This window comes from Streptomyces sp. NPDC050549 (assembly GCF_040655035.1).
GTDB lineage: Bacteria > Actinomycetota > Actinomycetes > Streptomycetales > Streptomycetaceae > Streptomyces.
The window spans coordinates 1-22556 of sequence record NZ_JBFAJD010000062.1; the positions used below are offsets into that span (position 1 = coordinate 1).

General features: G+C 68.7%; 20 protein-coding genes and 1 riboswitch. Of the genes, 7 read left to right on the forward strand and 13 right to left on the reverse strand.

Going from position 1 to position 22556, the window contains the following annotated elements; genetic code table 11:
* Positions 1-98: 98 nt before the first annotated feature.
* From AB0I51_RS44840 to AB0I51_RS44875, 8 genes are all read right to left on the reverse strand, one after another.
* A complete protein-coding gene (locus tag AB0I51_RS44840) occupies positions 99-1106 on the reverse strand; it encodes a ribonucleotide-diphosphate reductase subunit beta (RefSeq protein ID WP_093629058.1) in 1008 nt (335 codons plus the stop codon).
* Between the two features lie 56 nt (positions 1107-1162).
* Positions 1163-3502: a ribonucleoside-diphosphate reductase subunit alpha gene (locus AB0I51_RS44845; protein ID WP_362984747.1), complete on the reverse strand. Its 2340-nt coding sequence runs from the start codon at positions 3500-3502 to the stop codon at positions 1163-1165.
* 159 nt (positions 3503-3661) lie between these two features.
* Positions 3662-3819, reverse strand: a riboswitch (cobalamin riboswitch).
* Positions 3820-3871: 52 nt separating this feature from the next.
* On the reverse strand, positions 3872-4378 hold the full coding sequence (locus AB0I51_RS44850; protein WP_362984695.1) for a GNAT family N-acetyltransferase: 507 nt from the start codon (positions 4376-4378) through the stop codon (positions 3872-3874).
* A 72-nt stretch (positions 4379-4450) separates the two neighbouring features.
* Positions 4451-6052 carry a monocarboxylate uptake permease MctP gene (gene mctP, locus AB0I51_RS44855; protein WP_362984697.1) on the reverse strand — a complete coding sequence of 534 codons (1602 nt, stop codon included), beginning with the start codon at positions 6050-6052 and terminating at the stop codon, positions 4451-4453.
* A complete protein-coding gene (locus tag AB0I51_RS44860) occupies positions 6049-6312 on the reverse strand; it encodes a DUF3311 domain-containing protein (protein WP_362984699.1) in 264 nt (87 codons plus the stop codon). Before AB0I51_RS44860 ends, mctP begins: the two co-directional genes overlap by 4 nt.
* Positions 6313-6451: 139 nt before the next feature.
* On the reverse strand, positions 6452-6595 hold the full coding sequence (locus AB0I51_RS44865) for a YbdD/YjiX family protein (RefSeq protein ID WP_362984749.1): 144 nt from the start codon (positions 6593-6595) through the stop codon (positions 6452-6454).
* 28 nt (positions 6596-6623) lie between these two features.
* Positions 6624-8762 carry a carbon starvation CstA family protein gene (locus tag AB0I51_RS44870; RefSeq protein WP_362984701.1) on the reverse strand — a complete coding sequence of 713 codons (2139 nt, stop codon included), beginning with the start codon at positions 8760-8762 and terminating at the stop codon, positions 6624-6626.
* Between the two features lie 105 nt (positions 8763-8867).
* Complete coding sequence (locus tag AB0I51_RS44875; RefSeq protein WP_362984703.1) at positions 8868-9632, reverse strand: GntR family transcriptional regulator; 765 nt, start codon at positions 9630-9632, stop codon at positions 8868-8870.
* 309 nt (positions 9633-9941) lie between these two features.
* Here AB0I51_RS44875 and AB0I51_RS44880 point away from each other — a divergent pair, with 309 nt between their 5' ends.
* From AB0I51_RS44880 to AB0I51_RS44895, 4 genes are all read left to right on the forward strand, one after another.
* A complete protein-coding gene (locus AB0I51_RS44880; RefSeq protein ID WP_362984705.1) occupies positions 9942-11228 on the forward strand; it encodes an extracellular solute-binding protein in 1287 nt (428 codons plus the stop codon).
* A 99-nt stretch (positions 11229-11327) separates the two neighbouring features.
* Positions 11328-12311, forward strand: coding sequence for a sugar ABC transporter permease (locus AB0I51_RS44885; protein WP_362984706.1), 984 nt, complete (start codon positions 11328-11330; stop codon positions 12309-12311).
* Positions 12308-13171: a carbohydrate ABC transporter permease gene (locus AB0I51_RS44890; RefSeq protein ID WP_362984708.1), complete on the forward strand. Its 864-nt coding sequence runs from the start codon at positions 12308-12310 to the stop codon at positions 13169-13171. Before AB0I51_RS44885 ends, AB0I51_RS44890 begins: the two co-directional genes overlap by 4 nt.
* Before the next feature lie 9 nt (positions 13172-13180).
* A complete protein-coding gene (locus AB0I51_RS44895; RefSeq protein WP_362984710.1) occupies positions 13181-14692 on the forward strand; it encodes a glycoside hydrolase family 3 protein in 1512 nt (503 codons plus the stop codon).
* A 76-nt stretch (positions 14693-14768) separates the two neighbouring features.
* On the opposite strand, the gene nagB is transcribed toward AB0I51_RS44895, so the two are convergent.
* Entirely contained in the window at positions 14769-15554 is a 786-nt protein-coding gene (gene nagB, locus AB0I51_RS44900) for a glucosamine-6-phosphate deaminase (protein ID WP_362984712.1), read from the reverse strand.
* Positions 15555-15742: 188 nt separating this feature from the next.
* Here nagB and AB0I51_RS44905 point away from each other — a divergent pair, with 188 nt between their 5' ends.
* A complete protein-coding gene (locus AB0I51_RS44905; RefSeq protein ID WP_362984714.1) occupies positions 15743-16813 on the forward strand; it encodes an SIS domain-containing protein in 1071 nt (356 codons plus the stop codon).
* A gap of 358 nt (positions 16814-17171) precedes the next feature.
* Positions 17172-18638 (forward strand): PAS domain-containing sensor histidine kinase, encoded by a 1467-nt coding sequence (locus tag AB0I51_RS44910; protein ID WP_362984751.1) that lies wholly within the window; start codon positions 17172-17174, stop codon positions 18636-18638.
* 209 nt (positions 18639-18847) lie between these two features.
* On the opposite strand, the gene AB0I51_RS44915 is transcribed toward AB0I51_RS44910, so the two are convergent.
* Both AB0I51_RS44915 and AB0I51_RS44920 read right to left on the reverse strand, forming a co-directional pair.
* Positions 18848-19105, reverse strand: coding sequence for a WhiB family transcriptional regulator (locus AB0I51_RS44915; RefSeq protein ID WP_006142322.1), 258 nt, complete (start codon positions 19103-19105; stop codon positions 18848-18850).
* A 319-nt stretch (positions 19106-19424) separates the two neighbouring features.
* Positions 19425-20393: a diacylglycerol kinase family protein gene (locus AB0I51_RS44920; RefSeq protein ID WP_362984716.1), complete on the reverse strand. Its 969-nt coding sequence runs from the start codon at positions 20391-20393 to the stop codon at positions 19425-19427.
* Between the two features lie 116 nt (positions 20394-20509).
* On the opposite strand from AB0I51_RS44920, the gene AB0I51_RS44925 reads away from it, so the two are divergent.
* Entirely contained in the window at positions 20510-20974 is a 465-nt protein-coding gene (locus tag AB0I51_RS44925) for a hypothetical protein (RefSeq protein ID WP_362984718.1), read from the forward strand.
* A gap of 14 nt (positions 20975-20988) precedes the next feature.
* Here the strand turns inward: AB0I51_RS44925 and AB0I51_RS44930 are convergent, their stop codons facing one another.
* Entirely contained in the window at positions 20989-22131 is a 1143-nt protein-coding gene (locus tag AB0I51_RS44930) for an RNA polymerase sigma factor SigF (RefSeq protein WP_362984720.1), read from the reverse strand.
* Positions 22128-22541 (reverse strand): anti-sigma regulatory factor, encoded by a 414-nt coding sequence (locus AB0I51_RS44935; protein WP_004925829.1) that lies wholly within the window; start codon positions 22539-22541, stop codon positions 22128-22130. The genes AB0I51_RS44930 and AB0I51_RS44935 overlap by 4 nt, the downstream gene beginning before the upstream one ends.
* Positions 22542-22556: the final 15 nt, after the last annotated feature.

Sequence of the window (22556 nt, forward strand, 5' to 3'; positions counted from 1 at the left end):
CCATCGACCGCACCACCTACAAGGCCACCATCAGCGTCACCATGCTCACGAGCAGCCCTTGACACCACCGAACCCGCCCTAACTGAACGGCGTTGGGGCTAGAAGTCCTCGTCGAGGTCGACCGTGCCCTCCACGGCGACCTGGTACGCCGACGGGCGGCGCTCGAAGAAGTTGGTCAGCTCCTGCACACCCTGCAACTCCATGAAGGAGAAGGGGTTCTCGGAGCCGTAGACCGGGGCGAAGCCCAGCCGCTGGAGGCGCTGGTCCGCGACGCACTCCAGGTACTGGCGCATCGAGTCGGTGTTCATGCCCGGCAGCCCCTCACCGCACAGGTCGCGCCCGAACTGCAGCTCCGCCTCGACGGCCTCCTTCAGCATGTCGGTGACCTGCTGCTGGAGTTGGTCGTCGAACAGCTCCGGCTCCTCCTTGCGCACGGTGTCGACCACCTCGAACGCGAAGGACATGTGCATGGTCTCGTCGCGGAACACCCAGTTGGTGCCGGTCGCCAGGCCGTGCAGGAGACCCCGGCTGCGGAACCAGTAGACGTACGCGAAGGCGCCGTAGAAGAAGAGCCCCTCGATGCACGCGGCGAAACAGATCAGGTTGAGGAGGAAGCGGCGGCGGTCGGCCTGGGTCTGGAGGCTCTCCAGCTTCTCGACCTCGTTGATCCACTTGAAGCAGAACTCGGCCTTCTCGCGGATGGAGGGGATGTTCTCCACCGCGTCGAAGGCGGCCGCCCTGTCGTCGGGGTCGGGCAGGTAGGTGTCGAGCAGCGTCAAGTAGAACTGGACGTGCACGGCCTCCTCGAAGAGCTGACGGCTCAAGTACAGCCGCGCCTCCGGGGAGTTGATGTGCTTGTACAGGGTCAGCACGAGGTTGTTCGCCACGATCGAGTCGCCCGTCGCGAAGAACGCGACCAGCCGGCCGATCATGTGCTGCTCACCCGGCGTCAGCTTCGCGAGGTCGGCCACGTCCGAGTGGAGGTCGACCTCCTCGACGGTCCAGGTGTTCTTGATCGCGTCCCGGTAGCGCTCGTAGAAGTCCGGGTAGCGCATGGGGCGCAGCGTCAGCTCGAAGCCCGGGTCGAGAAGGTTCTTGGCAGTCATATCAGTCGGCGCGAAGCGCTGTCCTTCAGGGGCGGTGGTCGGGCGACGGGTGGGCATTACTGGCAGGCCTCGCAGGACTCGGGGTTCTCAAGGGAGCAGGCGACCGCGTCTTCGTCGGGCGTCGACTGCTGTACGGGGACGGCGGGTTGGGCCTGGGCCGCGCGGGCGATGCGGGTCGCCGGGCGGGAGCGCAGGTAGTAGGTCGTCTTCAGGCCCTGCTTCCAGGCGTACGCGTACATCGAGGAGAGCTTGCCGATCGTCGGCGTCTCCAGGAACAGGTTCAGGGACTGGGACTGGTCCAGGAACGGGGTGCGGGCGGCGGCCATGTCGATCAGGCCGCGCTGCGGGATCTCCCAGGCCGTGCGGTACAGGGCGCGGACCTCGGCCGGGATCCAACTGAACGCCTGCACCGAGCCGTTGGCGTCGCGCAGTGCCTCACGGGTGCGGGCGTCCCACACGCCGAGCTGCTTCAGCTCGTTCACCAGGTAGGAGTTGACCTGGAGGAACTCACCGGACAGCGTCTCGCGCTTGAAGAGGTTGGAGACCTGCGGCTCGATGCACTCGTACACGCCCGCGATGGACGCGATGGTGGCGGTGGGGGCGATCGCCAGCAACAGGCTGTTGCGCATGCCGACTTGGGCGATCCGCTCCCGCAGGGCCGTCCAGCGCTCCGGCCAGGTCAGTTCCACGTCGTAGTGGTCGGGGTGCAGAACACCCTTCGCCGTACGGGTCTTCTCCCAGGCCGGGAGCGGGCCGTTGCGCTCGGCGAGGTCGGCCGACGCCTCGTACGCGGCGAGCATGATCCGCTCGGCGATCCGGGTGGAAAGGGCCTGCGCCTGCGGGGAGTCGAAGGGGACGCGCAGCTTGAAGAAGACGTCCTGGAGGCCCATCGCGCCCAGGCCGACCGGGCGCCAGCGGGCGTTGGAACGGCCCGCCTGCTCGGTCGGGTAGAAGTTGATGTCGACCACGCGGTCCAGGAAGGTGACGGCCGTGCGGACCGTCTCGTCCAGCCGCTCCCAGTCGATGTCGCCGTCGACCACGAACGCGCCCAGGTTCACCGAGCCCAGGTTGCAGACCGCTGTCTCGCCGTCGTCCGTGACCTCCAGGATCTCCGTGCAGAGGTTGGAGGAGTGGACGGTGCGGCCCGGCTCGGCCGTCTGGTTGGCGGTGCGGTTGGCCGCGTCCTTGAAGGTCATCCAGCCGTTGCCGGTCTGCGCGAGGGTGCGCATCATGCGGCCGTAGAGGTCACGGGCCGGGATGGTCTTCTTGGCCAGCCCCTGCGCCTCGGCCTTGCGGTAGGCCGCGTCGAACCCGTCGCCCCACAGGTCGACCAGCTCGGGCACGTCGGCGGGGGAGAACAGCGACCAGGTGCCGTCCTCGTTCACCCGGCGCATGAACTCGTCCGGGATCCAGTGCGCGAGGTTCAGATTGTGCGTACGCCGGGCGTCCTCACCGGTGTTGTCCCGCAGCTCCAGGAACTCCTCGATGTCGGAGTGCCAGGTCTCCAGGTAGACCGCGGCGGCACCCTTGCGCCGGCCGCCCTGGTTCACCGCGGCCACCGAGGCGTCCAGCGTCTTCAGGAACGGGACGATGCCGTTGGAGTGCCCGTTCGTCCCCCGGATCAGCGAACCGCGGCTGCGGATACGGGAGTACGAGAGACCGATGCCACCGGCGTGCTTCGAGAGGCGGGCGACCTGGTGGTAGCGGTCGTAGATGGAGTCCAGCTCGTCCAGCGGGGAGTCGAGGAGGTAGCAGGACGACATCTGGGGGTGCCGGGTGCCGGAGTTGAAGAGGGTGGGGGAGGAGGGGAGGTAGTCGAGGCGGCTCATCAGGCGGTACAGCGCGGCCACTTCGTCGAGCGCGCGGGTCGAGTCGTCCTCGGCCAGGCCGCTCGCCACGCGCAGCATGAAGTGCTGGGGGGTCTCGATGACCTTGCGGGTGATCGGGTGCCGGAGGAGGTAGCGGCTGTGGAGGGTACGGAGCCCGAAGTAGCCGAAGCGGTCGTCGCCCTCGGTGTCGATCAGCGCGTCGAGGCGGGCCGCGTGCAGCCTCACGAACTCGGCGGTGCGGTCGGCGATCAGGCCCTCGCGGTGGCCCACGGCGACGGACTCGGTGAAGGTCGTGACGCCCTGGGACGCGGCCTCGGCGGCGATGCCGACCGTCAGCAGCCGGGCGGCGAGCCGGGAGTAGACGGGGTCCTCGGAGATGAGGCCGGCGGCGGCCTCCGTGGCCAGTTCGCGCAGTTCCGTCTCGTCCGCGTGCGCGGACCGGCCGCGCAGCGTGGCGGCGGCGACCCGGCCGGGGTCGGCGTCGGGAAGGTCGGCGGTCAGCTCGGTCAGGGTCCGCAGGATCGCGGCACCGGGACCGTCGGCTCCGGGAACGGCCGTTCCCGGCATACCGGTTCCGGTCGCGTTCGCCTCGTTCGCTGAAGCCGGCTCTGCTGGCGCGATGGTCACGGTGGGGCTCTCCCTCGCTCGGCACGGGGCCTTGCGGAGGGCAGGCGGCAGCTCACGAGCGCACGGGGCGTCGCGTCCACCGGCCCACTCCACGAGGCCCGGACGTCATGCGCCCTGGCCGGGTGGCCGGGCGCACTGTCGGCAGGTCCTCGGACTGACCAGGCGTGCGTATGCACGCAAGTACACCGTTGCGGGACAGTTCCGGATTCGCACCGGATTCCCCTGCGGCGACAGCGAGCATGAGCATACATCTTGTGCCGGGCTGTCGTGGCACCCCCAGATGTTGTGTCGCGGCGACTTCGGAGCGTGTCAGAACGTCAACTCGTAGGTGAGCAGAGTGATGTCGTCGAGCTCCGGAATCGGGTTCCAGTCGCGCTCGGGGGTGCGGGTGAAGCCGAGCCGTTCGTAGATGCGGTGGGCGGCCTGCATGGTGCGCTGGGTCGACAGGATGACGCGTACGCAGCCGTCCGTGGCCCTGGCGCGCTCGACGCAGGCGCGGACGAGGGCCTCGCCGGCACCCCGGCCACGGGCAGCGCGGGCGACGGCGAGCATCCTGATCTCGGCCTCGCCCGCCGTCGCGAGATCGGCCATGGGTCCCCCGGACGGGACGAAGGTCACGCCGCCGAGGACCTGTTCGCCGTCCAGGGCGACCAGGACCTGTGCCGCGGCGGCGCGCTTGGCCACGTCCCGCAACTCGCCGAGGTACCAGTCGCTCTCACCGAAGTCGAGGAGGCCGTCCTGGAGGTAGGCCTGGGCGGTGATCTCACCGAGGGTGTCGTACTCGGCCGGGGCCACCTGCCTGATCACGATGTCCATGAGGCCGAGTGTGCCGGATGGGTACGACAACGGGCCGCCGGATTTCTCCGGCGGCCCGTGATCACGTACGACTCAGTGGGCGGCGATCACAGGGAGTTCTTCCTGCACTCCCGGGTCGCCCGCGTCCGCCGTGTAGTCCGCCGGGCTTGTCTCGTCCACGCCCTCCGGTGCCTTCAGCGCCTTCAGTGCGAACGTCAGGACCACCGTGACCGCGACGTTCAGGACGAACGCCGTCAGGCCGATGTAGCCGATCTCGCCGATCCCCGGGATCTCCTTCGCGGAGCCGCCGAAGTGGGCCTGGGTCGGTGAGGCGACCCCGTACGCGGCGAGGGTGCCGTAGAGCATGCCGACCGCCCAGCCGGCCAGGAGGGCCCAGCGGTGGAACCAGCGGGTGAAGAGGCCGCCCACCAGGGACGGGAAGGTCTGGAGGATCCAGATGCCGCCCAGGAGCTGGAAGTTGATGGCGACCGTCTTGTCCATGGTGAGGACGAAGGCCAGCGCGCCGACCTTCACCAGCAGCGAGACCAGCTTGGAGACCTTGGTCTCCTGGGCCGGGGTCGCGTCGGGCTTGATGAAGTCCTTGTAGATGTTGCGGGTGAAGAGGTTCGCCGCCGCGATCGACATGATGGCCGCCGGGACCAGGGCACCGATGCCGATCGCCGCGAAGGCCACACCCGCGAACCAGTCCGGGAACATGTTCTCGAAGAGCTGCGGGATCGCCAACTGCCCGTTGGTGACCTTGACTCCGGCCGCGATCGCCATGAAGCCGAGCAGGGCGAGCAGGCCCAGCATCAGTGAATACAGCGGCAGGATCGTGGTGTTGCGGCGGATCACGTTGCGGCTCTTGGAGGACAAGGTCGCGGTGATCGAGTGGGGGTACATGAACAGGGCCAGTGCCGAGCCCAACGCCAGTGTGGCGTACGTCCATTGGCCGGCCGGGGCGGGCACGAGTCCGCCCGCTCCCGCCGCCTTGAACTTGGCGCCCGCCGCGCTGAAGATGTCGTGGAAGCCGCCGAGCTTGATCGGGATGTAGATGATCGCCACCGTGATCACGATGTAGATCAGCCCGTCCTTCACGAACGCGATCAGCGCGGGGGCGCGCAGGCCGGACGAGTAGGTGTACGCGGCCAGCACGGCGAAGGCGATCAGCAGTGGCAGGTCCTTCACGAACCAGTTGGAGTCGGCGCTGCCGCCCACGCCCATGACGTCCAGCACGGCCTGGATGCCGACCAGTTGGAGCGCGATGTACGGCATGGTCGCGAGGATGCCGGTGACCGCCACCGCCAGCGAGAGGCTCTTCGAGCCGAAGCGTCCCCGTACGAAGTCGGACGTCGTCACGTATCCGTGCTTGTGCGACACCGACCAGAGGCGGGGCAGGAACGTGAAGATCAGGGGGTACACGAGGATCGTGTACGGCACCGCGAAGAAGCCGGCCGCGCCGGCCGCGTAGACCGCCGCGGGGACGGCGACGAACGTGTACGCGGTGTACAGGTCGCCGCCGAGCAGGAACCAGGTGACCCAGGTGCCGAACGACCGTCCGCCCAGGCCCCATTCGTCGAGGCTGTGCTCGTTGTCGGCCCGGCGCCAGCGCGCGGCCAGGAAGCCCAGGACCGTGACGGCCAGGAAGAAGAAGATGAAGACGCCGAGAGCGACGCCGTTCACGCCGTCGTTCACCGGTTGCCTCCATGACGAGTGCGCTGGTCACGCTGCCAGAGCTTGTAGGCGGTCATGGTCAGCGCCGTCGAGATCAGCACCCACAGCATCTGGTACCAGTAGAAGAACGGGATGCCGACGAACGCGGGGTCCGTCTTGGCGTAGGAGCCGACCCAGAGCAGCGCCACGAAGGGTGCGAACAGGCAGACGGCGATGACCACGCGGACCGGTGTCACCACCGGCGCCGTCACTTCGGGCGGAACTTCAGGCACATCTGACATTTCGCGGCTCCGTCCCCTCACTGATCACCTGTGTAACGCGCAGGCAATGTAGGTCACGGGATCACCGCAGCGAAAGACCCCGTCCGCATATCGTCATGTCGATTTAGTGAAAGCCTGACATCGGTGTCAAAAGCAGGGTTCAGCAGCAGCGGAAACCCTGCCTCGGGTCGGCCTCCTGACGGTCCGTCCGCATGCGTTCGAAGTCCCGCCGGTTCGGGATCTCCGCGTCCGGATGGTCCCGGCGTACGTGCGCGACATACCGCTCGTACGCCGACTCGTCCATCAGCTCCCGGACGTACCAGCGCACTCCGCTAGCCGCCTGGCTGAACACCGACCACTTCACGCGCCGCCTCCTTCTCCTCCCTGGTCGGGATCAGCCCGGCCGGTGCCACGATCTTCGACTCGGTGTACGGCGTCTCGCTCAGCGTGGAGAGCGCGGGGCGGCGGATGTGTCGAACGCAGACGCGAAGGGCGTCCGCGATCACGACCACGACCAGCACCGCGAGAATGGCCGAAAGCACTCCGTCCACCGTGGAGTTGGTGACGACGGTGTGCATGTCGTCCATTTTCTTCGCGGGCGGCAGGACCTTGCCCGCGTCGATCGCGTCCTGGAACACCGAGCGTTGCTTGAAGAAGCCGACCTTGGGGTCACTGGAGAACACCTTCTGCCAGCTCGCGGTCAGCGTGACCGTGGCGTCCCAGGCGAGCGGAATCCCGGTGATCCAGGCCCACTTGAGGCGGCCTGACTTCACCAGGAGGGTGGTGCAGACGGCCAGGGCGACGGCGGCGAGCAACTGGTTGGAGATGCCGAAGATCGGGAAGAGCTGGTTGATCCCGCCGAGGGGTTCGTGGACGCCGACCCAGAGGAAGTAGCCCCAGAGCGCGCACACGATCGCGCTGGTCAGGGCCAGGCCGGGCTTCCAACTCACGTTCTTGAACGGGCGGTAGAGGTTCCCCAGCATGTCCTGGAGCATGAACCGGCCCACGCGCGTGCCCGCGTCCAGCGCGGTCAGGATGAACAGCGCCTCGAACATGATCGCGAAGTGGTACCAGAAGGCGCGCAGACTCCCGCCGGTGACCTTGGCGAAGATCTCCGAGACTCCGACCGCGAGGGTGGGGGCGCCGCCGGTGCGGGAGAGCAGGCTGGCCTCGTCGACGTTCTTCGCGGCCTGGGCGAGGTCGGCGGGGGAGATGTGATAGCCCCAACTGCTCACCACCTGCGAGGCGTTCTGCACCGTCGTGCCGATCGCGCCGGACGGGGCGTTCATCGCGAAGTACAGACCGGGGTCGATGATGCTCGCGGCGACCAGCGCCATGATCGCGACCGACGACTCCATCAGCATGGAGCCGTAGCCGATCATCCGGATCTGCGTCTCCTTCTGGATCATCTTCGGCGTCGTACCGCTCGATATCAGTGAGTGGAAGCCGGACAGGGCGCCGCAGGCGATCGTGATGAAGACGAAGGGGAAGAGCGAGCCGGCGAACACCGGGCCGTTGCCGTGCTTGGCGAAGTCGGTGACGGCGGGCATCTTCAGGTCGGGCAGGGCGACGACGACCCCGATCGCCAGCAGGGCGATGGTGCCGATCTTCATGAAGGTGGAGAGGTAGTCGCGCGGGGCGAGCAGGGTCCACACCGGCAGGATCGAGGCGATGAAGCCGTACGCCACCAGCCAGATCACCAGCGTCGAGGGCGCCAGCGTGAAGGTGCCGGCCCAGGACGACTCGGCGACCCAGCGGCCCGCGACCAGGGCGAGCAGCAGCAGGGCCACGCCGATCAGCGACACCTCGGAGACCCGGCCGGGGCGAAGCACCCGCAGATAGAAGCCCATCAGCAGGGCGATCGGGATGGTCATGCCGATGGAGAAGGTGCCCCAGGGGGAGGAGGCCAGCGCATTCACGACGACCAGGGCCAGCACGCCGAGCAGGATGATCATGATGGCGAAGGTGGCGAGGAGCGCGGCGGCGCCCCCGAAGGGGCCGATCTCCTCGCGGGCCATCTGGCCAAGGGACCGGCCGTCGCGCCGAGTCGAGAAGAACAGCACCACCATGTCCTGGACCGCGCCCGCGAAGATGACGCCGACGATGATCCAGATCGTGCCGGGCAGGTAGCCCATCTGCGCGGCCAGTACGGGTCCTACGAGCGGTCCGGCGCCGGCGATCGCGGCGAAGTGGTGGCCCAGCAGGACGCGGCGGTCGGTGGGGTGGAAGTCGATGCCGTTGTCGAGGCGTTCGGCCGGGGTGGCACGGGTGGCGTCGACCTTCAGGACCTTGTACGCGATGAACTTCGCGTAGAAGCGGTAGGCGATGGCGTACGAGCCGAGGGCGGCGGCCACCATCCAGGCGGCCGACACGTTCTCGCCCCGCGCCAGCGCGAGGACGGACCAGCCCGCCGCGGCGACGAGCGCGACGAGGGTCCAGACGACGATGGTTCGGACGTTCGCGGTACGCACCGGGTGGTCCTCCCGTCCATGCGGCGACGGGAGGAACGTAGAGCAGGAGCGGCAGTTGCGCTACACCGCGTGCACTACCTCAAGTGGCGCGATCCGTACGCCCCTTCAGTCCGTGGGGCGCTTGAGGCGGGCCACGAACTTGTAGCGGTCGCCCCGGTACACAGAGCGCACCCACTCCACCGGCTTGCCCTCCTTGTCGAGGGAGTGGCGGGAGAGCATCAGCATCGGGAGGCCGACGTCGGTGCTGAGCAGGCCGGCCTCGCGCGGGGTGGCCAGGGAGGTCTCGATGGTCTCCTCGGCCTCGGCGAGATGGACGTCGTAGACCTCGGCGAGCGCGGTGTAGAGGGAGGTGTACTTGACCAGTGACCTGCGCAGGGCGGGGAAGCGCTTCGCGCTGAGGTGGGTGGTCTCGATGGCCATCGGTTCGGCGTTGGCCATGCGCAGGCGCTCGATGCGCAGGACCCGGCCGCCGGTGGTGATGTCGAGCAGGTCGGCGAGGGTGTCGTCGGCGGTGATGTAGCCGATGTCCAGGAGCTGCGAGGTCGGCTCCAGTCCCTGGGCGCGCATGTCCTCGGTGTACGAGGTGAGTTGGAGCGCCTGCGAGACCTTGGGCTTGGCGACGAAGGTCCCCTTGCCCTGGATGCGCTCCAGGCGGCCCTCGACGACCAGTTCCTGAAGGGCCTGGCGGACGGTGGTGCGCGAGGTGTCGAACTCCGCGGCCAGCGTGCGCTCGGGCGGGACCGGAGTGCCGGGCGGCAGCGTCTCCGTCATGTCCAGCAGGTGTTTCTTCAGGCGGTAGTACTTCGGCACACGCGCGGTGCGGACGGTAGCCCCACCCTCGTTCTCCGCACTGCTGACGTCGGTGCTCATGCTCCGCCTTTCCGGCTCCGGACAAGGGTCACTTCGTGATCCCTTCTGTATACCGTCACGGTCGCTTTTGGTCTAGTCCACAAGGCCAAGTGGTCTAGCGGAAGAGAGTACTCCGGCACGGTTGTTTTCGCTGCCTTCTTACTTAAAGGTTCCTGCATATGTAGGTCCCATAACGGCTGGTCAGGGCCGTTTCGAGGCCTCTTGACAGGCCCTCTGGTCTGGTCCAAGCTCCCGGTACTGGTCTACACCATTGGTTCAGGTCCCGGCCCATGGGCGGGAGGTGTGGCAGGCATCCCTGAGGAGGGTGGCGTGAAGCGCAAGCTGATAGCCGCGATCGGTATCGCGGGCATGATGGTCTCCATCGCGGCGTGCGGGGGCAACGACGACAAGGGCTCTTCGAAGAGCGGCGCCGACGCCAAGGAGCTGACCGTCTGGCTCACCGTCGACGCGCAGAACAACTGGCCCCAGCTGGTGGCCGCAGCCGACGCCGCCGTGAAGAAGGCGCACCCGGGCGTCACGATCAAGCACGAGTACTACGGCTGGCCGGACAAGAACACCAAGCTCGACGCGGTCCTCGCCACCGACAAGGCCCCCGACGTGGTCGAGATGGGCAACACCGAGATGCTGAGCTACATGGTCAAGGGCGCCTTCGCGCCGGTCGACCCTTCCAAGTTCACCAACTCCTCCGCCTGGCTCGACGGCCTCAAGGCCTCGGTCACCTACTCCGGCAAGACCTACGGCGTCCCCTACTACGCCGGTGGCCGCGTCGCCAACTGGCGCAAGGACATCGCCGCCTCGGTCGGCATCAAGTCCACCCCCACGACGTACGCCGAGCTGACCGCCGACCTGGACAAGATCCAGAAGAAGGAAGGCAGCAAGTTCAGCGCCTGGTACCAGCCCACCCGTGACTGGTACGCGGCCATGTCCTTCGTCTACGACGCCGGCGGCGCCATCGCCACCCAGTCCGGGGACCAGTGGAAGGCCAGCCTCTCCTCGCCCGAGTCCATCAAGGGACTCAACGAGTGGAAGTCGGTCATCGACAAGTACATGCACGGCGACAAGACCAAGGACGAGTCCGACCGTTACATCGTCTACGGCCAGGGCAAGGCGTCCATGATCTTCGGCGCCGCGTGGGAGGGCGCGAGCGCGGCCGACCCGAAGGCCGACAAGACCGGCGGCAAGCTGAAGACCAGCCTCGTCAACTTCGTGATGCCCGGCCCGTCCGGCAAGAACATGCCCGTGTTCCTGGGCGGTTCGGACCTGGCCATCCCGGTCAAGTCCAAGGCGCAGGCCCTCGCCGCCGAGTGGATCAACGCCTTCACCGGTCCGTCCGGCCAGAAGGGTCTGATGGCCAAGGGCAACCTGCCCAACAACAAGACCGACCTCGCGACACTGAAGAACGACCCCGCGACGGCGGTCCCGGCCACCGCGGCCGAGTCCAACTGGTTCGTGCCGATGGCACCGGGCTGGGGCCAGGTCGAGAAGGCTCAGGTCCTGCAGACCATGCTGCAGAACATCGGCACCGGCAAGCAGTCGGTCGAGGACGCCGCGAAGGCCGCGGACACCGCGATCGACAAGGTCATCAACACCAAGTGACCTGGGGGTGGGGCCCTGTTGGACACCTCAGGTGTCCTCGGGGCAGGGCCCCGCCTCACGTACGGCCGTACGACCTGAGGGACCGCTGAGGAGCGCGCGATGAGTGCCGACACGACCACCCCCGCCAAGGTGCCGCCGCCGCGGCAGGCGCCCCCACCGCGCGCCCCGGGCGCACCTCGCAGAAAGCGGACGTCGAGAGGTACCGGGATCCCCTGGCTGCTGCTCGCGCCCTGTCTGCTCATCCTCGCCCTGGTCATGGGCTATCCGCTGGTCCGCCTGGTCACGCTGTCCTTCCAGTCCTTCGGACAGTCCCAGCTCTGGGGCTTCAAGCCCGCCGAGTGGATCGGCTTCGACAACTTCTCCGGGATCCTCGGCGACGGCGAGTTCTGGGGCGTCGTCGTCCGCACGATCGTCTTCGCGGCCGGCTCGGTCATCTTCACGATGGTCGCCGGGATGGCCCTCGCCCTGCTCCAGCAGAAGGTCTCCGGCTGGCTGAAAACCCTCATCAACATTGTCCTGGTGGCCAGTTGGGGCATGCCGGTCATCGTCGCGACCACCGTCTTCAAGTGGCTCTTCGACACGGACTACGGCGTCTTCAACGCCCTGCTCAGCAAACTCCCCGGCGTCGACATGGTCGGCCACAACTGGTTCGCCAGCGGACCGCAGGGCCTCCTCGTCATCATGCTGCTGGTGGTCTGGGGCGCGGTGCCCTTCGTGGTGATCACCCTCAGCGCCGGACTCACCCAGGTCCCCCAGGAACTGGAGGAGGCCGCCCGCCTCGACGGCGCCGGCGCCTGGGGCGTCTTCCGGTACGTCACCCTGCCCATCCTCAAGCCGATCATCGTGATGCTCACGACCCTCTCGGTGATCTGGGACATGGGCGTCTTCCCCCAGGTGTTCGTGATGCGCGGCGGTCACCCCGAGGCCGACTTCCAACTCCTGAGCACCTACTCGTACGACCGCGCCTTCGTCGTCAACGACTACGGACAGGGTTCCGCGATAGCCCTGGTCACGGTGGTGCTGCTGCTCGGTGTCGTCGCCGTCTACATGCGTCAGATGCTTCAGATCGGAGAGGTCGAATGAGCGCGCTCACGACCGACGCGCCCCGCAGGCCGACCGGCGGGCGCAAGAAGTCCAAGCTCGGCTGGAACCTCGTCGGCCTCCTCGTCTTCGTCGTCGTCGGCTTCCCCCTCTACTGGATGGTCGACACGGCGTTCAAACCGGCCAAGGACGCCATCGACCCGGACCCGAGCCTGCTGCCCACCGGCATCACGCTCGACAACTTCCGCCGGGCGCTGGACATCGCGGACTTCTGGGGCCCGGTCGGCCGCAGCCTCATCGTGTCCCTGTCGGTCGTCGTGATCGGCATCGTCGTCGGCCTGCTGGCCGCGCTCGCCATCTCCCGCTTCGCCTTCCGCGGCCGCAAGATCGTGATCGTCGGCATCCTCGCGGTCCAGATGGTCCCGCTGGTCTCGATGATCATCCCGGTCTTCCTGCTGCTGAACGACCTCGACCAGTACGACAAGCTCTCCGGCCTGGTCATCACGTACCTGACCTTCATCCTCCCGTTCACGGTGTGGACCCTGCGCGGCTTCATCGTCAACATCCCGAAGGAACTGGAGGAGGCGGCCATGGTCGACGGCTGCTCCCGCACCGGCGCCTTCATCCGCGTGGTCTTCCCGCTCCTGGCCCCCGGCATGGTCGCCACCTCGGTCTACGGCTTCATCCAGGCCTGGAACGAGTACCTCTACGCCCTGATGCTGCTCAGCCAGGAGCACCAGACGGCGACTGTCTGGCTCGGCAACTTCACCACCAAGCACGGCACCGAATACGCCCCGATGATGGCCGGCGCCACGATGATGGCCGTGCCGATCGTCGTCCTCTTCCTCCTCGTCCAGCGCAAGATGGCCGCGGGTCTGACCGCCGGCGCTGTGAAGGGATAACGCCAACCGATGACGACATTCGCCAGCGGTACAGACACCCTGACGCGCGACGCCCTCACCGTCCTGCAACCCGGATTCCCCGGCACCACGGCCCCCGACTGGCTGCTGAGGCGCCTCGGCGAAGGCCTGGCCTCGGTGGGCCTGTTCGGCCGCAACATCGCGTCACCCGAGCAACTGTCTTCCCTGACCGCCCAGTTGAGGGCGGAACGGGACGACGTGCTGGTCGCGATCGACGAGGAGGGCGGAGACGTCACGCGCCTTGAGGTGCGCACGGGCTCCTCCTTCCCCGGCAACCACGCGCTCGGCGCGGTGGACGACGTCGGCCTGACGAGGGAGGTGGCGTACGAACTGGGCCGCCGCCTCGCTGAATGCGGTGTGAACCTGAACTGGGCACCGTCCGCCGATGTGAACTCCAACCCCTCCAACCCGGTCATCGGCGTCCGCTCCTTCGGCGCCGACCCGGAACTGGTCGCCCGCCACACCGCCGCCTACGTCACCGGCCTCCAGGCTGCGGGCGTCGCCGCCTGCACGAAGCACTTCCCGGGCCACGGCGACACGGCGGTGGACTCCCACCACGCGCTGCCGCGCATCGACGCGGAGCCGTCCGTCCTGGAGCGACGCGAACTCCTCCCGTTCCGCGCGGCCATCGCCGCCGGCACCCGCGCGGTGATGAGCGCCCACATCCTGGTCCCCACCCTGGACCCGGACCATCCGGCCACCCTCTCCCCGCACATCCTGACCGACCTCCTGCGCGGCCGGCTCGGCTACGACGGCCTCATCGTCACCGACGCCATCGAAATGCAGGCCGTCGCCGCCACCTACGGCATCGAACGGGGCAGCGTCATCGCCATCGCCGCCGGCGCCGACGCGCTCTGCGTGGGCGGCGGCCTCGCGGACGACGAGACGGTACGACGCCTGCGCGACGCCCTGGTCGGCGCGGTCCGCGCGGGCGAACTCCCGGAGGAACGCCTGGCCGAAGCGGCGGAACGGGTACGGGGGTTGGCCCGCTGGGCGGCCTCGGCGTCGGCCTCCGTATCGGACGGCGTCGCTCCCGTGGCGGACGTGACGCGCGTCGACATCGGTCTCGTCGCCGCCCGCCGGGCCCTCACGGTCACCGCCTCCGACCGCTTCACCCCCCTCACCGAACCGCCCTACGTCGCTCTCCTCACCCCCGTCGCCAACATCGCCGTCGGCGACGAGACGCCCTGGGGCGTGGCCGCGGAACTCGCCCGGCTGCTGCCCGGCACGGAGACGAGCAGCTTCACCGGGGAGCACGAGGGCGTGGCCGGTGCGGTTCTGGCGGCGGCCGGTAGGCGACCCGTCGTCGCCGTGGTCCGGGACGAACACCGGCACCCCTGGATGGCGTCCGCCCTCGACGCCCTGCTGGCGGCCCGCCCCGACACCGTCGTGGTCGAGATGGGCATACCGCAGGCCGCCCCCCGAGGCGCCCTCCACATCGCCACCCATGGCGCGGCCCGAGTCTGTGGTCGGGCTGCGGCGGAGGTCATCGCGGGGGAGTGACCGCAGGTGATACGCCGGTGCCGGGCCCTCCACGAGGGAGCCCGGCACCGGTACGTACGCGCAGGGAACCCGCGCCTCAGATCCCCTGCCAGTCCGGCTTGTTGACGAACGTGTGCCGGAAATAGTCCGCGAGCTTCAGCTTGGACGCGGCGCCCTCGTCCACCACGACCGTCGCATGCCGGTGCAACTGCAGTGCCGACGCCGGGCACACCGCGGCGATCGGCCCCTCCACGGTCGCGGCGACCGCGTCCGCCTTGCCCTCACCGGTCGCCAGCAGCACCAGGTGCCGCGCTTCCAGGATGGTGCCGATGCCCTGCGTGATGACGTGGTGCGGGACCTGGCCCATGTCGCCGTCGAAGAAGCGCGCGTTGTCCACCCGTGTCTGCTCGGTCAGCGTCTTGATCCGGGTCCGCGAGGCCAGCGACGAGCACGGCTCGTTGAACCCGATGTGCCCGTCGGTACCGATGCCCAGTATCTGCAGGTCCACCCCGCCGGCCTCGCCCAGCGCCCGGTCGTACGCCTCACACGCCCCCTGCACGTCCTCGGCCGTACCGTCCGGCCCGAGGAACGAGTCCATCCCGACCCCGAGCGGCTCCAGCACCTCGCGGCGCAGCACCGAACGGTACGACTCCGGGTGCTCGGCGGGCAGTCCCACGTACTCGTCGAGCTGGGCGATCCGCGCCCGCGAGGTGTCCACGGCGCCGGCGCGGACCTTGGCCGCCAGCGCTTCGTAGATGGGCAGCGGCGTCGATCCTGTGGCCACGCCCAGCAGGGCGTCCGGCTTGCGCCGGAGCAGCTGTGCCATGGCCTCGGCGATCAGCTCGCCGCCCGACTCGGCGTCCGGAACGATGACAACTTCCACGCTGGGCCTGCCGTTCTGAAGTGAGCCATGTGGTTTAGACCAATCGAGGGTCAATCTAACAGAACCGGGTCCGACCGCCCAGGTGATCCGTGTCCCACCACCCCGCGCGGGCGGCCTGGTGGAAGAGGGGGTGAAATGGACCCGACGGACCGCCGTCGCCCTTCCCCGCGCACCTTCGGAGGACCCGCATGACCGCCACGACACCGACCCCCGAGAACGATGTGCCGGGCCGGATCATGGCCCGCGAAACGGCCGAGCAGCCGGCCGTGCTGCGCCGCATCCTGGAGGAGGGCGCCCCGCGCATCCGGCAGGTGGCCCAGGAGGTGGCCGCCCGCAAGCCCCGTTTCGTGCTGCTCACCGCCCGCGGCACCTCCGACAACGCCGCCCTGTACGCCAAGTACCTCCTGGAGATCCGCCTCGGTCTGCCCTGCGGACTCACCTCGATGTCGACCACCACGGCCTACGGCGCCCGCCCCGATCTGACCGACGTCCTCGTCGTCACCGTCAGTCAGTCCGGCGGCTCCCCGGACCTGGTGGCCTCGACCCGTGCCGCCCGCGAGGCCGGCGCGATCACCGTCGCCGTGACCAACAACCCGGACTCACCGCTGGCCGCCGTCTCCGAGTACCACATCGACATCATGGCCGGCCCGGAGAAGGCCCTTCCCGCGACCAAGACGTATACGGCCTCCCTTCTCGCGCTCTATCTCTTCGTCGAGGGTCTTCGCGGCGGCGACGGCGCCGCGGCCAAGGCGCTGCCCGACCTCGCGGCGCAACTGCTCGCCCGGCAGGACGAGGTCCGCACCCTCGCCTCCCGCTACCGCTTCGCCGAGCGCATGGTCATCACCTCCCGCGGCTACGGCTATCCCACCGCCAAGGAAGCCGCCCTCAAGCTGATGGAGACCAGCTACATCCCCGCCCTCGCCTACTCCGGCGCCGATCTGCTGCACGGCCCCCTCGCCATGGTCGACAACGTCTCCCCGGTCATCGCGGTCGTGACAGACGGCAAGGGCGGCGCCGCCCTCCAGCCCGTGCTCGACCGCCTGCGCGGCCGGGGCGCAGACCTGGTCGTCATCGGTCCGGCCGGCCAGGTCGAACAGGCCTCGGCCGGCTTCGTCCTGCCCGTCGAGGGCGTCCCCGAGGAACTCCAGCCGATCCTGGAGATCCTCCCGCTCCAGCTCCTCGCCTACGAGGTCACCATCGCCCGGGGCCAGGACCCGGACGCGCCCCGCGCCCTGGCCAAGGTGACGGAGACCCGCTGAGCCTCCGTGTACCGGCCATGTAAATTCCCATGACCAATCAGTCCCGCACAGGACCCGACACGGTTAGGCTTTCCAAAAGCCTTCAAGGCATGGACACCGAATGTGGTCTAGTCCACAATGTGTTAAAGGCGCAAGCCTCCGTCCTCCCCGCACAGGAGGACGGACCGAGGAACCGGAGCTCTCTGCCCTGACTGCCCCGGGTCCTCATCCATCGGCCGATCGGGACCGCACACCCCGTGGCCGTTGCTGCTCCGGGCTGCGGTGCCGAGAGGGCTGAGGGTCCCTCTCAGGCGCCGCGGCCCGCGGGTGTTTTTAGGACAGGTACAGACCGGCGGGTACGCTCGCAGACGTGCCCTCCATGAACGAACTCGTACGCCAGCACACCGCACTCGACGACTCCGACCTCGAGTGGCTGCACCTGCTGGTCTCGGAGTGGCAACTGCTCTCCGACCTCTCCTTCGCCGACCTGGTCCTGTGGGTCCCCACGCGCGACGGCACCCGCTATGTCTCCGTCGCCCAGATGCGTCCGAACACCGGCCCCACCTCGTACCAGGACGACATGGTCGGCCACCTCGTCCCGCGCGGCCGCCGCCCCATGCTGGACGCAGCCCTCGACGAGGGCCGGATCGTGCGCGAGGGCGACCCCGAGTGGCGCGAGGAGGTCCCCGTCCGCGTCGAGTCGATTCCGGTACGACGGGACGGGCGCGTCCTGGGGGTCATCGCGCGCAACACCAATCTGCTCACCGTGCGCACCCCGAGCCGCCTCGAACTCACCTATCTGCAGAGCGCGTCCGACCTCGCGCAGATGATCGCGGCCGGTTCCTTCCCGTTCCCGAACCAGCTGGTCGACATGGACGCCTCGCCGCGCGTCGGCGACGGACTGATCCGGCTCGACGGCGACGGCATCGTGCAGTACGCCTCGCCCAACGCCCTGTCGGCGTACCACCGGATGGGCCTCGCCACCGACCTCGTCGGCCAGCACCTGGGCGTGACGACCGCCGAACTCGCTCCGACCCGGGGCCCGGTGGACGAGGCGCTCGCCAAGGTGGCCAGTGGGTGGGCGCCGCGCGAGTTCGAGATCGAGGCGCGTGACGGGGTCATCCAGTTCCGGGCGATCCCGCTCAAACCCAAGGGCACCCGCATCGGTTCACTGGTGCTGCTCCGGGACGTCACCGAACTGCGGCGCCGCGAGCGGGAGTTGATCACCAAGGACGCGACCATCCGGGAGATCCACCACCGGGTGAAGAACAACCTCCAGACCGTCGCCGCCCTGCTCCGTCTGCAGGCCCGCCGGATCGAGTCGGAGCGCGGCCGGGAGGCGCTGGAGGAGGCCGTACGGCGGGTCGGTTCGATCGCGATCGTGCATGAGACGCTGTCCCAGAACCTGGACGAGCGCGTGGAGTTCGACGAGATCGCCGACCGGGTGCTTGCCATGGTCGCCGAGATCTCCCCTGGCAAGGTCACCGGCCGGCGCAGCGGCCGCTTCGGAATACTGGACGCCGAGGTCGCGACCCCGCTCTCCATGGTCCTCACCGAGATCCTGCAGAACGCCCTGGAGCACGGCTTCCGCGAGGGCGAGACCGGCACGGTCGAGGTGTCGGCCGTGCGTGGCGGCACCTCGAAGGATGCCCGCCTCCTGGTCACCGTGCAGGACGACGGCGTGGGACTCCCCGAAGGATTCGACCCGCACCGTTCGGGCAACCTGGGTCTGCAGATCGTACGGACCCTGGTGGAAGGCGAGTTGGGCGGCACGTTCGACATGGTGCCGGGGCCGGAGCGGGGGACCCGGGTGATTCTGGATGTGCCGGTGCAGGCGCACAAGTGACGTATGTGCACACGATCTCCACGCGCGCGTGCCCGAACTGCCGTACCCGCGCGCGTGCTTGAACAGCAAAGAGCCCCGGACCAAGTGTTGGTCCGGGGCTCTTTGCTCGTTGCTATGCGCATCGGGGGTACTGCGCGCTGCGGCTCGGGGGCGGGAGATGCGTACTCGCTGTACGCGCCGCCAAGCTCAGGCTGTTAGCAGGGTGGATGTCAGGCGGAGGCCTGACGGGCCCGGTTGCGAGCGGCGCGGCGCTTCATGGCGCGGCGCTCGTCCTCGCTGAGACCACCCCAGACGCCGGAGTCCTGGCCGGACTCGAGCGCCCACTGCAGACACTGATCCATAACGGGGCAGCGACGGCAGACGGCCTTGGCTTCCTCGATCTGCAGCAGCGCAGGACCGGTGTTGCCGATGGGGAAGAAGAGCTCGGGGTCTTCCTCGCGGCAAACGGCGTTGTGACGCCAGTCCATGGCTGCTACCTCTCCTTGGTATTACGTGCGGGTTGCTTGTGAATGTGAACGCTTTCACGAATCCCTCAACAAGTGAAGGGCCGAACGCCAGGTTCACTGGCGGGGTCCTGTGGATTGAAGAGGGGTTCCGGCGATCCGTGGAGGCCGGTGTTGCGGGCCGTCTCGATCGCCACGTAGAGACTCGCAAACCTCAGCGGCGGATACAACCCCTTCTGGAAAGTTTTTTTTGATTCCTCGGTGTCGACTAGGTCACAGCCGTACTTCCATGGGGTGGATCCTGGTCTAAACGTTCGAGTGAAAGGACTTCAGCCCTTTCTGCTCACACAATCACACGCAGTGCACGGCGTACGCCTGTGAACGTCACGCTCGTACGCAGTCCGAGGTGGTCGCCGTCCATCTGGAGGGGCAACGGGGCCTTCGAATGCAAGGTGAACTCGGTCAGGTCGTGCAGAGCCGCAGCGTGCTTGCCATGGGGTCCGCGCTCGGGGGACGAAGTGAGCAACTGGGTGCCATACCGGGCAACCGCGGCGCTGGACAGGCGGCTGAGACCGAGTACGTCGAGGCCTTTATCGAACGACGCCTTAGGTGACGTGTACATCGGGCGATTGCCGAGATACGTCCAGGGCGAGGTGTTCGAGACTATGGCCACCACGAGATCGGTGACCGGATCCTCCCCGGGCTGCTCCAGAGTGATCGTCCCGTGCCGGCGGTGCTGTTCCCCCAGGAACTGCCGGACCACCTGACGCACGTACAACGCGTGCGTGGACTTCTTGCCCTGCTCCCGCTGCTGCTCGACCCGCCCGACGACCCCCGCGTCGAACCCGAGCCCGGCGTTGAAGGTGAACCAGCGCGACGGCACCGCCTCGTCCTCGGTGCCGGGCGTCCCGGAGCTCAGCCCCAGACCGACCGTGCGCTCGCTGCCCTCGCGCAGGGCGTCGAGGATGGCGCCGGTGGCCTCCACGGCGTCGTTGGGCAGGCCCAGGGCGCGGGCGAAGACGTTGGTGGAACCGCCGGGGACCACGGCGAGGCCGGGCAGGCGCTCCGGGTCGGGGCCGGTGTGCAGCAGGCCGTTGACCACCTCGTTGACGGTGCCGTCGCCGCCGAGGGCCACCACCAGGTCGACGTTTCCGCCCTCCGCGGCCTGCCGGGCGAGGTCGCGCGCGTGGCCTCTGTACTCCGTGGTGACCGCCTCCAGCTTCATCTCGCTGGCGAGCGCGTGGAGCAGGACGTCGCGCGTACGTGCGCTTGTGGTGGTTGCCGCCGGATTGACCACGAGAAGTGCACGCATGAGTTGCAGCGTACCTACTGGGGGGTACCCGTCCCATACCGAGGTAGGGGTTCGGTAAGAGGAGAGGGCGTGAGCCTGGACACCTGGGGCCGTTTTCCGAGGGCTACCCTTCTGGGGTGAGCGCTGAGCAGACCCCCGCCCCGGAGACGGAGACCGACGGCCCCGACGGACCCCGTCCGCGCCGTCTGACCTACGCGGCGGTCCTCGTCGCGCTGGAGGGTCTCGCGCTGGCCGTCGGCGGTGTGTGGATGCTCGTCCTGGGGCTCACCGGCGACCCGGACGACCGGCAGCAGGCCGTGACCGGAGGCGTGACCCTGGCGGTGCTCGCGCTGCTGCCGCTGCTCGCCGCACGCGGACTGCTCGGCCGGCGGAGCTGGAGCCGGGGCCCCGCCGTCATCACGCAGATCATGGCGCTGCCTGTGGCCTACAACCTGCTCCAGGCCGACAGCGTGGCCATCCCGGCCGGGATCGCGCTCGCGGTCGTCGCGGTCGCCTCGCTGGTGCTGCTGGTCAACCCGGCGACGACACAGGCCCTCGGAATCCGAGGGCCCGGCCGCCGTACCGAAGAGCCGAAGGGCTAGCCTCCGGCCCGGTCCTACTCCTCCACGAGGAGCTTCTCCCGAAGCTGGGCCAGTGTCCGGGCCAGCAGCCGGGACACGTGCATCTGGGAGATGCCGACCTCCTGCGCGATCTGCGACTGCGTCATGTTGCCGAAGAAACGCAGCAGCAGGATCCGCTTCTCCCTGGGCGGCAGGTCCTCCAGGAGCGGCTTGAGCGACTCGCGGTACTCGACGCCCTCCAGGGCCTCGTCGTACGCGCCCAGGGTGTCCGCGACCGCCGGGGACTCGTCGTCCGTGTCCGGGACGTCCAGGGACAGCGTGGAGTACGCGTTGGCGGACTCCAGGCCCTCCAGGACCTCCTCCTCCGAGATGCCGAGCTTCTCGGCCAGCTCGTGGACCGTGGGGGAGCGGCCGTGCCGCTGCGAGAGCTCGGCCGTCGCCGTGGTCAGCGACAGACGCAGCTCCTGGAGCCTGCGCGGGACGCGCACCGCCCAGCCCTTGTCGCGGAAGTGCCGCTTGATCTCGCCGACGACCGTCGGGGTCGCGTACGTCGAGAACTCGACACCGCGCTCCGGGTCGAAGCGGTCGACCGACTTGATCAGGCCGATGGTGGCGACCTGGGTCAGGTCGTCCAGCGGCTCGCCGCGGTTGCGGAAACGGCGAGCGAGGTGCTCGACGAGCGGCAGGTGCATACGGACCAGCCGGTTGCGCAGCTCCGCGTACTCGACGCTGCCGTCCTTGAGCGTGCGCAGCTCGATGAAGAGAGCGCGCGCTCCGCTGCGGTCCTGGGGGTCGTGCCGGGTGCTCTGCACGCTCTGCACGCCTTGCGCGCCCGCCACGTCGTCCCGCTCGTGCTCGCTCATCGCCTGGTCCGTCGCCCTTCCCCGAGCTTTCGCCTCCTCCCCCACGCTCGACTCAGTCGGAGCGGGGGAACCCCCGGCAACAGGGGAGACCCCACCAATACGCACGGCACCGTCCTGCTCACGTTGACCGTCGTCCGTCATACCGGCCTCCGAGGGCTCGTCCTCCGGATGCGGCCGGGCCTGCTCGGGGATTCCGCCGCAGGGCACCAGGGGACCGGCGTCCGCCGTGCGGCGTGCTCCGCCCGTGCCGCCCTCGGCCGGCAGCTCCCGTGTGCCGCGCTCTTCGTCCCGCACCGGCCCGTCCCCGTTCCTCACGCCGGCCCGGGTCCCGCGCCGCGCTGTTTGTAGAGGCTGATCGAAACGGTCTTGTCCTCGTCGACTGCCGATGAGACCTTCCCTGCGAGGGCCGAGAGCACGGTCCAGGCGAAGGTGTCGCGCGAGGGCGCGTGACCGTCCGTCGTCGGGGCGGAGACGGTGACTTCGAGCGAGTCGTCCACGAGCCGGAAGACACAGCTGAGCACTGAGCCGGGCACGGCCTGCTGGAGCAGGATCGCGCAGGCCTCGTCCACCGCGATGCGGAGGTCCTCGATCTCGTCGAGGGTGAAGTCCAAACGGGCTGCGAGGCCGGCCGTGGCCGTACGCAGCACCGACAGGTAGGCACCCGCAGCCGGCAGCCGGACTTCCACGAAGTCCTGGGTCGCGGGCTCGCCTGCGATCTGGGACACCCTCACCTCCAAGGT

Bases quoted from the DNA above. Each gene is read 5' to 3' on its own strand.
- AB0I51_RS44920 (WP_362984716.1), bottom strand. From the start codon at position 20,393: ATGCGTGCACTTCTCGTGGTCAATCCGGCGGCAACCACCACAAGCGCA.
- AB0I51_RS44860 (WP_362984699.1), bottom strand. From the start codon at position 6,312: ATGTCAGATGTGCCTGAAGTTCCGCCCGAAGTGACGGCGCCGGTGGTG.
- AB0I51_RS44850 (WP_362984695.1), bottom strand. From the start codon at position 4,378: ATGGACATCGTGATCAGGCAGGTGGCCCCGGCCGAGTACGACACCCTC.
- AB0I51_RS44915 (WP_006142322.1), bottom strand. From the start codon at position 19,105: ATGGACTGGCGTCACAACGCCGTTTGCCGCGAGGAAGACCCCGAGCTC.
- AB0I51_RS44885 (WP_362984706.1), top strand. From the start codon at position 11,328: ATGAGTGCCGACACGACCACCCCCGCCAAGGTGCCGCCGCCGCGGCAG.
- AB0I51_RS44890 (WP_362984708.1), top strand. From the start codon at position 12,308: ATGAGCGCGCTCACGACCGACGCGCCCCGCAGGCCGACCGGCGGGCGC.
- AB0I51_RS44875 (WP_362984703.1), bottom strand. From the start codon at position 9,632: ATGAGCACCGACGTCAGCAGTGCGGAGAACGAGGGTGGGGCTACCGTC.
- AB0I51_RS44910 (WP_362984751.1), top strand. From the start codon at position 17,172: ATGAACGAACTCGTACGCCAGCACACCGCACTCGACGACTCCGACCTC.
- AB0I51_RS44845 (WP_362984747.1), bottom strand. From the start codon at position 3,502: ATGCCGGGAACGGCCGTTCCCGGAGCCGACGGTCCCGGTGCCGCGATC.
- AB0I51_RS44865 (WP_362984749.1), bottom strand. From the start codon at position 6,595: ATGGACGAGTCGGCGTACGAGCGGTATGTCGCGCACGTACGCCGGGAC.
- AB0I51_RS44895 (WP_362984710.1), top strand. From the start codon at position 13,181: ATGACGACATTCGCCAGCGGTACAGACACCCTGACGCGCGACGCCCTC.
- AB0I51_RS44905 (WP_362984714.1), top strand. From the start codon at position 15,743: ATGACCGCCACGACACCGACCCCCGAGAACGATGTGCCGGGCCGGATC.
- AB0I51_RS44840 (WP_093629058.1), bottom strand. From the start codon at position 1,106: ATGACTGCCAAGAACCTTCTCGACCCGGGCTTCGAGCTGACGCTGCGC.